General features: G+C 68.9%; 10 protein-coding genes. 4 read left to right on the top strand and 6 right to left on the bottom strand.

Annotated elements, in window-relative coordinates:
* Positions 1-79 precede the first annotated feature (79 nt).
* Entirely contained in the window at positions 80-1,441 is a 1,362-nt protein-coding gene (locus F804_RS0107840) for an aminotransferase (protein WP_022707200.1), read from the top strand.
* A gap of 3 nt (positions 1,442-1,444) precedes the next feature.
* Here the strand turns inward: F804_RS0107840 and F804_RS15990 are convergent, their stop codons facing one another.
* Complete coding sequence (locus F804_RS15990; RefSeq protein WP_245540334.1) at positions 1,445-3,508, bottom strand: ComEC/Rec2 family competence protein; 2,064 nt, start codon at positions 3,506-3,508, stop codon at positions 1,445-1,447.
* Positions 3,509-3,653: 145 nt separating this feature from the next.
* Here F804_RS15990 and gltX point away from each other — a divergent pair, with 145 nt between their 5' ends.
* From gltX to F804_RS0107820, 3 genes are all read left to right on the top strand, one after another.
* Positions 3,654-5,051 (top strand): glutamate--tRNA ligase, encoded by a 1,398-nt coding sequence (gltX, locus tag F804_RS0107830; RefSeq protein WP_028725766.1) that lies wholly within the window; start codon positions 3,654-3,656, stop codon positions 5,049-5,051.
* Positions 5,052-5,126: 75 nt separating this feature from the next.
* Positions 5,127-6,416: a citrate synthase gene (gltA, locus tag F804_RS0107825; RefSeq protein WP_022707197.1), complete on the top strand. Its 1,290-nt coding sequence runs from the start codon at positions 5,127-5,129 to the stop codon at positions 6,414-6,416.
* A gap of 93 nt (positions 6,417-6,509) precedes the next feature.
* On the top strand, positions 6,510-7,175 hold the full coding sequence (locus tag F804_RS0107820; RefSeq protein ID WP_022707196.1) for an SDR family NAD(P)-dependent oxidoreductase: 666 nt from the start codon (positions 6,510-6,512) through the stop codon (positions 7,173-7,175).
* A 54-nt stretch (positions 7,176-7,229) separates the two neighbouring features.
* Here the strand turns inward: F804_RS0107820 and F804_RS0107815 are convergent, their stop codons facing one another.
* The 5 genes from F804_RS0107815 to F804_RS0107795 form a co-directional block, all read right to left on the bottom strand.
* The gene (locus F804_RS0107815; RefSeq protein WP_022707195.1) at positions 7,230-9,029 is read right to left on the bottom strand and encodes an aminopeptidase P family protein; all 1,800 of its coding nucleotides are present in this window, start codon (positions 9,027-9,029) and stop codon (positions 7,230-7,232) included.
* A complete protein-coding gene (locus F804_RS0107810; protein WP_022707194.1) occupies positions 9,026-9,718 on the bottom strand; it encodes a metal-dependent hydrolase in 693 nt (230 codons plus the stop codon). Before F804_RS0107810 ends, F804_RS0107815 begins: the two co-directional genes overlap by 4 nt.
* Positions 9,719-9,807: 89 nt before the next feature.
* Entirely contained in the window at positions 9,808-11,544 is a 1,737-nt protein-coding gene (gene recJ / locus F804_RS0107805) for a single-stranded-DNA-specific exonuclease RecJ (RefSeq protein WP_022707193.1), read from the bottom strand.
* 6 nt (positions 11,545-11,550) lie between these two features.
* The gene (gene glpX / locus F804_RS0107800) at positions 11,551-12,516 is read right to left on the bottom strand and encodes a class II fructose-bisphosphatase (RefSeq protein WP_022707192.1); all 966 of its coding nucleotides are present in this window, start codon (positions 12,514-12,516) and stop codon (positions 11,551-11,553) included.
* 81 nt (positions 12,517-12,597) lie between these two features.
* Entirely contained in the window at positions 12,598-12,849 is a 252-nt protein-coding gene (locus F804_RS0107795) for a BolA family protein (RefSeq protein ID WP_022707191.1), read from the bottom strand.
* Positions 12,850-12,860 lie beyond the last annotated feature (11 nt).

Raw genomic sequence — 12,860 nt, 5'->3', positions numbered from 1 at the left:
GGCACTTGCATCGCGCCCCATTGAACGCCGCATCGGGCGGGGCTAGCGTGCTGCCAAGACCCTTGTGAGGAGCTGCAAGATGAACACCCCGCAAAGCTGGGAAGCGCGCGCCGACGAATTCTCCCTCTATGGCTTCACCGACCTGCCGAGCGTGCACAAACGCGGCGCGGTGGTGCTGACCCATGGCGAGGGGCCCTATGTCGTCGACGTGAACGGCAACCGTTACCTCGATGCGAATTCGGGCCTGTGGAACATGGTCGCGGGCTTCGACCACAAGGGCCTGGCCGAGGCCGCCAAGGCGCAATACGACCGCTTTCCGGGCTATCACGCCTTCTTCGGGCGGATGTCGGACCAGACCGTCATGCTGTCCGAGAAGCTGGTCGAGGTGTCGCCCTTCGATCGTGGCCGCGTCTTCTATACCAATTCGGGGTCCGAGGCGAACGACACCATGGTCAAGATGCTGTGGTTCATGCACGCATCCGAAGGCAACCCGCAGAAGCGCAAGATCCTGACGCGCTGGAACGCCTATCACGGCGTGACGGTCGTGTCGGCCAGCATGACCGGCAAGCCCTATAACGAGGTGTTCGGCCTGCCGCTGGACGGCTTCATCCACCTGGGCTGCCCGCATTACTGGCGCTTCGGCCAGGAGGGCGAGACCGAGGCCCAGTTCACCGCCCGCATGGCGCGCGAACTGGAGGAGACAATCCAGCGCGAGGGGGCCGAGACCATCGCGGGCTTCTTCGCGGAACCGGTCATGGGCGCGGGCGGGGTCATTCCGCCGTCCGACGGATACTTCCAGGCGATCATGCCGATCCTGCGCAAATACGGCATCCCCGTCATCGCCGACGAGGTGATCTGCGGGTTCGGGCGCACGGGCAATACCTGGGGCAGCCAGACCTATGATTTCGTGCCGGACGCGATCATCAGCTCGAAGAACCTGACGGCGGGCTATTTCCCGATGGGTGCCGTGATCCTGGGTCCGGAACTGGCCGATCGCGTGCAGGGCGCCGTCGAGAAGATCGAGGAGTTCCCCCACGGCTTCACCGCATCCGGCCACCCGGTCGGCTGCGCCATCGCGCTGAAGGCCATCGACGTCGTCATGAACGAGGGGCTGGCCCAGAACGTGGTCGACCTGGCCCCCCGCTTCGAGGACGGCCTGCGCCAGATCGCCAAGAACCCCAATATCGGGGAATATCGCGGCGTGGGCTTCATGTGGGCGCTGGAGGCGGTCAAGGACAAGGCGACCAAGACGCCCTTCGACGGGCATCTGTCGGTCAGCGAACGCATCGCCAATACCTGCACCGACATGGGCCTGATCTGTCGCCCTCTGGGCCAGTCGATCGTGCTGTGTCCGCCTTTCGTGCTGACCGAGGCGCAGATGGACGAGATGTTCGAGAAGCTGGACAAGGCCCTGGGCAAGGTCTTCGCCGAAGTGGCCTGACCCCTAGCGGGGCCAAAGCGAAAGGGCAGGGGTCGGGGTCGTTCCCGGCCCCTGTTCCGTCAGGGTGATCGCCACCGCCCCCGTCCCGCGCAGGTGGCGCAGGTCCAGCAGCAGGCAGGCCGGGTCGGCCAGATCGACGGCCTCGTCCGCCACGACGATGGTGTCGGGGCCGCAGGCCGCCCGCGCCCGGTCCGCCGCGCCCTTGCCGGTCATGTGCCAGATCCGCCAGCCATGGGGCAGTTCGGCCATGCGGGCATTGCGCTCGCCGCTCCAGCCCGGACGGGCGGCGGCGGTTTCCTGCGTCGCGTCATCCGCATCCTCCTGCAGCCAGGTGCCGATGACGAACCCCCCGCCCGAGGGCTTGGAGACCGCGCGCCCCGCGGGCGTCATCAGGCCCGCGGCCTCGCCCTCGGGGGCGATCAGCAGGTCGGGGCGCGCGCTGGCGGCCCAGATCGGGAAGGCCGAGATCAGCGCCCCCATGCCCGCCGCGCAGCCCGCCAGGTGCCAGCCGCGCAGGCGCTGCCGCCAGCACAGGATCGCCAGAACCGCGCCATAGCCCATCAGCGGCACGACCGATCCCGGCGGCAGGCGCAGCATGGTGACCGCGCCATCGAGGCCCGCCACGAACTCCGCGACCCTCAGGATCCATGCGGTGCCGATCCCCATGACCCACAGGGCCGGCGCCTCCAGCCCCAGGGGGGCCAGGACGGCCCCGATGACTCCCGCGGGCATCACCAGGCTGCCCATGACCGGCACGGCGGCAAGGTTCGCCAGCAGCCCGTATTGCGCCATGCGGTTGAAATGCGCCGCCGCGATGGGCGAGGTCGCAAGCCCCGCCACGACCGAGGACAGGACCAGCATCGCCACGGGCCGCGCCCAGCCGGGGACGCGATGGGCCATGCGCTGCCAGGGCCCGAAGGTCAGGATCAGCGCGATGGTGGCGGCAAAGCTCATCTGGAAGCCCGCGCCGGTCAGCGCCTCGGGGGTTGCGATCAGGATGATCGTCGCGGCCAGCGCGACCGTCCGAAGCGAGATCGCGCGCTGGTCCGCGATGATCGCGGTCAGCATCACGGCCACCATGACGAAGGCGCGTTCCGTCGCCACCCCGCCGCCCGACAGCCACAGGTATCCCGCCGCCGCCGCCAGCGCGATCCCGGCGGCGATCTTGTGCAGCGGGCGTCCCAGCCCGTGCCCCGTGGCCTGCACCGCCACCAGCACCAGCCGCGCCGCGCCATAGACGAAGCTCGCCAGCATCCCCATGTGCAGCCCCGAGATCGAGATGATGTGATAGAGGTTCGACGCCCGCATCACCTCGTTCGTGGCGTTCGAGATGCCGGACCGGTCGCCCGTCATCAGGGCGGCGGCGACCGCGCCTTCCTGCCCTCCGATGCGGTCGCGGATCGCGCGGCTTACCGCCATGCGCGCGCGGTGCGCCCACCACAGTCCCCCTTCGGGCGCGTCGGTCGCAAGGACGGGGCCGCGGACATAGCCGACGGCGCCCAGCCTCTCGAAGAAGGCATGCAGGCGGAAATCGAAGCTGCCGGGCGAGGCCGGTCCCGGCGGCGGACCCAGGTGGCCCGTGGTCATCACGCGCTGGCCCAGATCGGGCAGGGGGTGATCCCCCATCAGCGACAGGCGCAGCCGGTCGGGCGTCCGCTGCGGCGCCAGATCGCGCAGCCGGACCCGGTCCAGCGTCAGGCGCATCCGGTCCCGCCCCGAACGGTCGATGGCGACGACGCGCCCCTCGATCGGGCCGTAGTATCGCCATTCCAGCGCGGGCGCTGCGACCTGCGTCGCGCGGAAGCCGGCCAGCCCCCAGCCGATCCCTGCCAGCAGGATGGCGGCGGCCGCCAGCCACAGGATGTCGGCCAGGCGCCAGCCGATGCGACCGGCCTCGGCCCGGCGCATGGCGATGCGCGGAACGGCCAGCATCGCGGCGCAGAGAGCCGCCAGCATCGTCCATTCGCGTGCATCGGGCAGGTGCGGCGCGGTGAACCACAGCGCAATGCCCACGGACAGGCAGACGGGCACCCACGGGAACAGTCCCGCGCGGATGGCTGCGGCCATGCGCGGCGGCCTGGCGGGCGCCTGTTGGGGCAACATCCTTGTCCTTTCGCCACCCGTTGACTATCAATCGCACCAAGCATGGCAGGACGGTCTTACCAAAGGGTTAATGCCGCCCCGCCGGACCCAGCATCTTCCGAAGGCCCCCATGACCGAGACCGCACCCGTCGTCACCCGCTTCGCCCCCTCGCCGACCGGCTATCTGCATATCGGGGGTGCGCGCACCGCGCTGTTCAACTGGCTGTTCGCCCGTGGCCGCGGGGGGCGCTTCCTGCTGCGGATCGAGGATACGGACCGCGCCCGTTCGACCCCCGAGGCGACCGCCGCGATCCTCAAGGGGCTGGAATGGCTGGGGCTGGACTGGGACGGGGATCCGATCAGCCAGTTCGAACGCAAGGACCGCCACGCCGACATCGCCCGAGAGATGCTGGACAAGGGCGCGGCCTACAAGTGCTTCTCGACCACGGACGAGATCGCGGCATGGCGCGAGGCGAACCCCCGCCAGCCCTTCATCAGCCCCTGGCGCGACGCGACCGACCTGCCGGACGCGCCCTTCGCGATCCGCCTGAAGGCCCCCCGCGACGGCGAGACGGTCATCGACGACCAGGTGCAGGGGCAGGTCCGCGTGGCGAACGACCAGCTGGACGACATGGTCCTGCTGCGCAGCGACGGCACGCCCACCTACATGCTGGCCGTGGTGGTGGACGATCACGACATGGGCGTGACCCATGTGATCCGCGGCGACGACCACCTGACGAACACCGCGCGGCAGGTGCAGATCTATGACGCGATGGGCTGGGATCGCCCGGTCTTCGCCCATATCCCGCTGATCCACGGCGAGGACGGCAAGAAGCTGTCCAAACGCCACGGCGCGGTGGGCCTGCACGAATTCGCGGCGCTCGGCTATCCGCCCGCCGCGATGCGGAACTATCTGGCGCGGCTGGGCTGGAGCCATGGCGACGACGAGTTGTTCGACGATGCGCAGGCGCGCGAATGGTTCGATCTGGGTGGCATCGGGCGCGCCCCGGCACGGCTGGACTTCAAGAAGCTGGAGCATGTCAGCGGCCACCATATCGGTACCATGTCCGACGAGGCGGTGATGGCCGCGCTGCAGGATTACCTGGCCGAGACCGGCGCAGCCCCCCTGACGGAACGTCAGCAAGGCTGGATCATGCCCGCCATGGCGACGCTGAAGGACAAGGCGAAAACCCTGCCTGCGCTGGTCGATCAGGCCCGTTTCGCGCTGATCGAACGCCCCGTCCAGGTGGATGAAAAGGCGGCCAAGCAGCTGGATACGGTATCCCGTGGTATGCTGGAATCATTGACTGCCGCACTGCAGAATGCTAGCTGGTCGCGTGACGTGCTGGAGGGGGAAGCCAAGCGGATCGCGGAAGAGAACGGCGTCGGTCTGGGCAAGATCGCGGGTCCGCTTCGGGCTGCTCTGGCAGGCACGAGTTCCACCCCCAGTGTGTTCGACATGATGACTGCGCTTGGCCGCGACGAAACGCTGGCCCGGCTTCAGGATCAGACGAATTCGGCAGGCTGAGGCCTGCCTTCACATGCTGCGGCGGCGCCCCGTGTGACAGGACGCCGGCCGGGCACAGCCGGAAAGGAAGACAGGATGGCCGACAGGAACGCCAAACTGCTACTCAACAACGCCGAATACGAGCTGCCCATCCTCAGCCCGACGCAAGGGCCCGACGTTCTGGACATCCGCAAGCTCTATGGGCAGTCGGACGTCTTCACCTACGACCCCGGCTTCACCTCGACCGCAAGCTGCGATTCCTCGATCACCTTCATCGACGGCGACAAGGGTGAACTGTGGTATCGCGGCTATCCGATCGAGCAGCTGGCGGCCAAGTCGAACTATCTCGAGGTCTGCTACCTGCTTCTGTACGGTGAACTGCCGAGCGCCGAGCAGATGGCCGATTTCGAAAGCCGCGTGACCCGTCACACGATGGTCCACGAGCAGATGCACAACTTCTTCCGCGGCTTCCGCCGGGACGCCCATCCGATGGCGACCATGGTGGGCGTCGTGGGTGCGATGTCGGCATTCTATCACGATTCGACCGATATCAGCGATCCGTGGCAGCGCGAGGTCGCCTCGATCCGCCTGATCGCCAAGCTGCCGACCATCGCGGCGATGGCCTACAAGTACTCGATCGGGCAGCCCTTCGTGTATCCCAGCAACGAGCTGGACTATGCGTCGAACTTCCTGAACATGTGCTTCTCGGTCCCGGCCGAGAAATACAATGTCGATCCGGCCCTGGCCCGCGCCATGGACCGCATCTTCACGCTGCATGCCGATCACGAGCAGAACGCCTCGACCTCGACCGTGCGTCTGGCGGGTTCTTCGGGGGCCAACCCCTTCGCCTGCATCGCGGCCGGCATCGCCTGCCTGTGGGGCCCCGCGCATGGCGGCGCCAACCAGGCCTGCCTGGAGATGCTGAACGAGATCGGCAGCGTCGACCGCATCCCCGAGTTCATCGCCCGCGCGAAGGACAAGGAGGATCCGTTCCGCCTGATGGGCTTCGGTCACCGCGTCTACAAGAACTTCGACCCGCGTGCGAAGGTCATGAAGGAATCGGCCGACGAGGTGCTGGACCTGCTGGGCGTGAAGAACAACCCCGCGCTTCAGGTCGCCAAGGAGCTGGAGAAGATCGCGCTGGAGGACGAGTACTTCGTTTCGAAGAAGCTGTATCCGAACGTCGATTTCTACTCGGGGATCATCCTGTCGGCGATGGGCTTCCCCACCTCGATGTTCACGCCGATCTTCGCGCTGTCGCGCACCGTCGGCTGGATCGCGCAGTGGAAGGAAATGATCGGCGATCCGCAGAACAAGATCGGTCGCCCGCGTCAGCTGTATGTCGGCGCGGACAAGCGCGACTACGTCGATCTGTCGGCGCGCTGATCGGCAGCAGGGACATGCTGGAAGGGGGCCGTCGCGGCCCCCTTTTTCATGGAGGCTTGCGCGGGGCCGCCGTCGCCGCATAAGGAACGACGCATGAGCGAGAAGAACAGACAGGGCGCGCCCAAGCTGGCGCTGGTGACCGGCGCATCGCGCGGTCTGGGTGCCGCATTGGCCGAAGGGCTGGCGGCAAAGGGGTATCACGTGCTGGCCGTGGCCCGCACCACCGGCGCGCTGGAGGAGCTGGACGACCGCATCCGCGCGGCGGGCGGGCAGGCCACGCTGGCCCCGATGGACGTGACGGAACCCGCGGCGATGCAGCAGATGGCCGAGGCCATCGGCGCCCGTTGGGGCGGGCTGGACCTGTGGGCGCATACGGCGGTCCACGCGGCACCGATGTCGCCCGCGCCCCATATCGAGGGCAAGGACTGGTCGCGGTCCATGCTGGTCAATGTCGAGGTGACGCGCGGGCTGATCGCGCTGCTGGAACCGCATCTGCGCGCGCATGAGGGGACGGCGCTGTTCTTCGACGACAGTCGGGGCGGGCAGAAGTTCTTCGGCGCTTATGGTGCAAGCAAGGCCGCGCAGATCGCGCTGGCCCGCAGCTGGCAGGCCGAGACCTCGAAGATCGGGCCGCGCGTGGTGGTCGATGCGCCCGCACCCATGCCCACGGCAGTTCGAGCGCGGTTCTTCCCGGGCGAGGAACGGTCTGGCCTGACTCCCTGCCGGGACGAGGCGGCGCGCATCCTCGCGGCCCTTTGAATTTGCGTCCCGCGACGCAGCGGGGGGCTGCCTGCCCCCCGCACCCCCCGGCCCCTAGCGCCTGACGGGGGCCGTCGCGCGTTCCAGCCAGGCGCGATCCGCAGCGTCCAGATCGTCCGACAGCGCCTTGCGGACATCCGCGTGATAGGCATCGATCCAGTCGCATTCCTCGCGCGACAGCGCGTCCACATCCACCAGCCGCAGGTCGATCGGGCAGAGCGTCAGCGTCTCGAAGCCCAGCATGTCGCGGCCCGGTTCGGCATCCGCCTGGACGATGGCCACGAGGTTCTCGATCCGGATGCCGAAGCTGCCCTCGCGGTAGTAGCCGGGCTCGTTCGACAGGATCATGCCTGCAGCCAGCGCGATGTCGCTGACGCGGCTGATGCGCGCAGGGCCCTCGTGGACGCACAGCGCGGCCCCCACGCCGTGACCCGTGCCGTGATCGAAGTCCAAACCCTGCTGCCACAGGAACTGCCGCGCGACGGCATCCAGATGCGCACCGGCCACCCCTTTGGGGAAGCGCGTCCGCGTCAGGGCGATCATGCCGCGCAGAACCGCGGTATAGGGCGCGACGGCATCGGGGCGGACCGTGCCAAGCGGGACGGTGCGGGTGATGTCCGTGGTCCCGTCCGGATACTGGCCGCCCGAATCGATCAGCAGCAGCTCTCCGTCCGCCAGGCGGCGATTCGACCCCTCGGTCACGCGGTAATGCACGATCGCGCCGTTCGGACCCGCGCCCATGATCGTCTCGAAGCTGATATCGGTGATGCCTTCGGCGCGGCGCAGGTCCTCGAGCCGTCGGACCACGTCGATCTCGGTCAGGTCCTCGGGGGTCTGGCGGTCCAGCCATGACAGAAGGCGCACCATCGCCAGTCCGTCGCGACGATGGGCGGCCCGCATGCCCGCCATCTCGGCCGCGTTCTTGCGGGCCTTGGGCATGACCGCCGGATCGGGGCCGCGCTGGATGTCGGTGCCCGCGGCCTCGAGGATGCGGAACGCGGCCTCGGGGGCCGAGGCGGGGTCCAGCCGCACCGGGCCTTCCAGGTCGGTCAGGGCGGCGGGCAGGGCATCCGGCGGCAGGATCGTCACATCCGCGCCCAGGTGATCCCGCAGCGCGTCGTCGAACTTGGCCGCGTCCGCGAACAGCGACACTGCGCCCGTGTCGGACAGGACGGCAAAGGATTGCACGACTGGGTTGCGGGGAATGTCGGTGCCCCGGATGTTCAGCAGCCAGGAAATGGAATCGGGCAGCGTCATCAGGGCGGCGGCATGGCCCGCGGCGCGCAGGTCCACGGCAAGGCGCGCGCGCTTCTGCGCGGCGCTTTCGCCTGCCAGATCCTCGGGGTGGATTCGGGCGGCCCCTGCGGGATGCGCGGGACGGTCGGGCCAGATCGCATCGATCGGGTTCGCCTCCAGCGTGGCCAGGGTGATGCCGCTGCCCGCAAGGCCGATCTCCAGCTGCTCGACCTCCCGCCGCGTGTGCAGCCAGGGGTCGACGCCCAGCCTGCCGCCGGACAGTGTGCCGCGCAACCATTCGGCGGGGCGGGTCTCGGGCCAGGGGACGGGCGTGAAATGATGCAGGTCCAGCTGGCTGCGGGCCTGCACGCGATAGCGGCCATCGACGAAGACGCCCGCCGCATCCGCCGTCACGATGGCAAAGCCCGCGCTGCCGGTAAAGCCGGTCAGCCAGGCAAGCCGCGCATCGGCATCGGCCACGTATTCACCCTGATGCGCGTCCGCGCGGGGCACCATCACGGCATCCAGCCCCTTGCGCCTCATCAGGGCGCGAAGATCGGCAAGGCGGGCGGCGTGATCGCCGCCGCCGGCGGGGTCGTCGAAACTCTGGAAGCTCACAGCTCGATCGTCTCCATGATCCGGGGTTCGACCACATCGACGCCGGGCAGGCCGTCGATCAGCACCTGCGCGGATTGTTCAAGCGCGTCGAAGGTCTTGTAATGGCAGGGAATCACGGTCTTGAAGTTGAAGTACCGCTTGGCCGCATAGGCCGCGCGGGCCATGTCCATGGTGAAATGCCCGCCCGTGCACAGGATCCCGATATCGGGTTTGTGCAGGTCGCCCATCCAGTCCATGTCGGCCATGATGTCCGTATCCCCCGAGACATAGATCACGTGGCCCTCGCCCGCGATCATGTAGCCCGATTCGTGGCCGGCATAGATCGGACCGTCCAGCCCCGAGATCGAGCTGGAATGCGTGGCGTTGACCATCGTCACCTTGGCCCCGCCCAGATCCACGGTGCCGCCCTTGTTGAAGCCGATGCCCGCGATCCCCTCGGCGCCTTCCCAATAGGAGACCAGGTCGAAGATGCCCGCGATCGGGGCGTCCAGTTCGCGCGACAGCGCCAGCGCGTCGCCGCTGTGGTCGCCATGCCCGTGGGTCAGCAGGATATGGGTCGCGCCCTTCACGGCCTCGTCACGGCGGGCTTCGGGAAAGGTCGGGTTCCCCGTCAGCCAGGGGTCGATCAGGATGACGGCATTCTCGATTTCCAGGCGGAATCCGGCATGTCCGAGCCAGGTCAGTTTCATCGCACTCTCCTATGGATTGGCGTCGCGCGGAAGGTTAGCGGGCCACCGGCCCGGTTACCAGAACACGCGAAAGTCCGTCGGGGTTGCGATCAGACCGGCGCGGCGTCGTCCAGGCGCAGGCGCAGGCGTTCGCGACCGCCCCAGGTGGACAGCTCCAGCTTGCCCGCAAGGTGGAAGCGGCGGCCCTTGGCCCCGATCAGCGAAGGCCCGAGCGGGCCGTCCATCGCGCCCCATGCGACCGCGTCCAGCGGCGGGCCGCCGGGGCTGCGGAACTGCAGGCGCAGGTGGCGGTCGCCCATCGTTGCCGCGCTGGCGATCAGCTGGTCGGCGAAGGCAAAGCGCGGGGCGGGGGCCGCCTGCCCGTAGGGTCCGGCATCTTCCAGCATGCGGAACATCTCGGGGGTGGCCCCCGAGGTTTCCAGCAGCCCCGAGATGCGCAGGTCGCGCACGCCGCTGCGGGTCGCAAGGTCGCGGTCGATCAGCTCGGACAGGCGCTCCATCGCGGGGGCGATCTTGCCCTGTTCCACGGTCAGGCCCGCGGCCATCTCGTGGCCGCCGCCCTTCAGCAGCAGCCCCTCGCGTTCCAGCCGCTGGATCGCGCGGCCCAGATCGACGCCGGGCACCGAACGCGCGCTGCCCTTGCCGATGCCGCCTTCGAGGCCGATCACCACGGATGGCAGGTTCGTGGCCTCCTTGATGCGGGCGGCGACGATGCCGACCACGCCCGGATGCCAGCCCTCGCCCGCGGCCCATGACAGGCGCGCATCGCCGCGTGCCTCGACTTGGGCCAGCGCCTCGGTCCGGACGGCGGCCTCGATCGCGCGGCGGTCGCGGTTCAGCTCGTCCAGCTGGCGGGCCAGATCCTCGGCCATGCGGGGATCGCGGGTGGACAGGCATTGCGCGCCCAGATCGGCACGCCCGACGCGCCCGCCCGCATTGATGCGCGGGCCCAGCAGGAACCCCAGGTGGAAGGCGGCGGGCGGTCCGTCCAGCCGCGCCACGTCCGACAGCGCGACAAGCCCCGGCCGCTGGCGCCGCGCCATCACCGCCAGCCCTTGGCGCACGAAGGCGCGGTTCACGCCGACCAGCGGTGCGACATCGGCCACGGTGGCCAGCGCCACAAGATCCATCAGCGACATCAGGTCGGGTTCGCGCAGTCCGCGCTTGCGCAGCACGCGACCGGCCTGCACCAGCGTCAGGAACACGACGCCCGCGGCACAGAGATGCCCCAGGGTGCCGTCCTCGTCCACGCGGTTGGGGTTCACGACGGCCATGGCGGGGGGCAGCGTCTCGCCGCCCAGGTGGTGGTCCAGCACCATCACGTCGCAGCCCTTTGCGGCGGCCAGCGCGTCATGGGACAGGGTGCCGCAATCGACGCAGACGATCAGGTCATGCGCCGCCGCCAGCTGCGACATGGCGGGGGCGTTCGGGCCATATCCCTCGTCGATGCGGTCGGGCACGTACAGCGTGGCCTGACGGCCCTGCTGGTGCAGCCAGTCGATCAGCAGCGCGGCCGAGGATCCACCATCCACGTCGTAATCCGCGAAGATCGCAATGCGCTGGCCTGCCACGGCGGCCTCGACCAGCCGTTCGGCTGCGGGGGCCATGTCGCGCAGGGTCAGCGGATCGGGCAGCAGGTCGCGCAGCTTGGGCTGAAGAAAGCCCGCGGCCTCTTCTGGCGGGACGTCGCGTTCGGCCAGCACCCGCGCGACGGGCAGGGGCAGCGTCGCGCGTTGGGCCAGCCCCTCGGCGCGGCGCTCCAGGTCGGGCTCGGGCCCGATCCAGCGCCGCCCCGACAGCGATTCCTCGATCCCCAGAAAGGCCACGGTGCCTTACTTGACCGGGTTGCGATAGATCATGCGACGGACCGAGCCGGTCTTGGAACGCATCAGGATCGTCTCGGTCTGCAGGTAACCGGGCTCGCGCTTGACGCCTGCCACGATCGAGCCGTTGGTCACGCCCGTCGCCGCGAAGATCACGTCGGCGGTCACGAGGTCGTCGCGTGCATAGATGCGGTCCAGATCGGTGATCCCCGCCTTGCGCGCGCGGCCCTTCTCGTCGTCGTTGCGGAACAGCAGGCGGCCCCACATCTGCCCGCCCATGCATTTCAGCGCGGCGGCGGCCAGCACGCCCTCGGGGGCGCCGCCCGAACCCATGTACATGTCGATCCCGGTCAGCTCGGCCTCGGCGCAGTGGATGACGCCCGCGACATCGCCATCGGTGATCAGGCGGATCGCGGCGCCGGTCTCGCGGACCTCGGCGATCATGTCCTCGTGGCGGGGACGTTCCAGGATGCAGACGGTGATGTCGCTTTCCTTGCAGCCGCGCGCGGCGGCCAGGGCGCGCACGCGTTCGGCCGGGCTCATGTCCAGGCTGACGACATCGACCGGATAGCCCGGCCCGATGGCCAGCTTGTCCATGTAGACGTCGGGCGCGTGCAGCAGCGTGCCGCGCGGGGCCATGGCGATCACGGTCAGCGCGTTCGGCATGTCCTTGGCGGTCAGCGTGGTGCCTTCCAGCGGGTCCAGCGCGATGTCCACCTCTGGGCCCTGGCCGGTGCCGACCTCCTCGCCGATGAACAGCATGGGGGCCTCGTCGCGCTCACCCTCGCCGATGACGACGACGCCCTTGATGTCCAGCATGTTCAGCTGGTCGCGCATGGCGTTCACGGCGGCCTGGTCGGCGGCCTTCTCGTCGCCGCGTCCGATCAGCAGGGCCGAGGCATGGGCCGCGGCCTCGCTGACGCGGGCGAGGCCCAGGGACAGCATGCGGTCGTTGAAATCCTTTGGCGCGGTCATGTCCCTCATCCTCTCCTCTGGCGGGTTCAACGCTTCTTAGGGGGCACCCCCGGCAGTCACAAGACTGACGGCGCTAACGTGTCAGCTTTCGGACAGTTCCAGCGCCAATGCGTGAATGCGCGGCACGATGTCGCCCAGTGTCGCATGGACCAGGCGGTGCTGCGCGATGCGGGTCCGGCCCGCGAATTCCGCGCTGGCCATGCGGATGCGGAAATGGCTCTCTCCGCCCTCGCGGAAGCCTGCATGGCCGCGATGGCCCTCGCTCTCGTCGATGATTTCCAGCCGGCTGGGGTTCAGCGCCTTCAGCCTGTCGCGCATCTGGTCAGCGATCATCGTCTAATCCT

This window comes from Paracoccus zeaxanthinifaciens ATCC 21588, assembly GCF_000420145.1.
In the GTDB taxonomy this organism is placed as follows: domain Bacteria; phylum Pseudomonadota; class Alphaproteobacteria; order Rhodobacterales; family Rhodobacteraceae; genus Paracoccus; species Paracoccus zeaxanthinifaciens.
The sequence above is the reverse complement of the archived record's forward strand: the minus strand, read 5'-3'. Positions and strand labels throughout refer to the sequence as shown.

Bases quoted from the DNA above. Each gene is read 5' to 3' on its own strand.
- F804_RS0107840 (WP_022707200.1), top strand. From the start codon at position 80: ATGAACACCCCGCAAAGCTGGGAAGCGCGCGCCGACGAATTCTCCCTC.
- F804_RS15990 (WP_245540334.1), bottom strand. From the start codon at position 3,508: ATGGCCGCAGCCATCCGCGCGGGACTGTTCCCGTGGGTGCCCGTCTGC.
- gltX (WP_028725766.1), top strand. From the start codon at position 3,654: ATGACCGAGACCGCACCCGTCGTCACCCGCTTCGCCCCCTCGCCGACC.
- gltA (WP_022707197.1), top strand. From the start codon at position 5,127: ATGGCCGACAGGAACGCCAAACTGCTACTCAACAACGCCGAATACGAG.
- F804_RS0107820 (WP_022707196.1), top strand. From the start codon at position 6,510: ATGAGCGAGAAGAACAGACAGGGCGCGCCCAAGCTGGCGCTGGTGACC.
- F804_RS0107810 (WP_022707194.1), bottom strand. From the start codon at position 9,718: ATGAAACTGACCTGGCTCGGACATGCCGGATTCCGCCTGGAAATCGAG.
- glpX (WP_022707192.1), bottom strand. From the start codon at position 12,516: ATGACCGCGCCAAAGGATTTCAACGACCGCATGCTGTCCCTGGGCCTC.
- F804_RS0107795 (WP_022707191.1), bottom strand. From the start codon at position 12,849: ATGATCGCTGACCAGATGCGCGACAGGCTGAAGGCGCTGAACCCCAGC.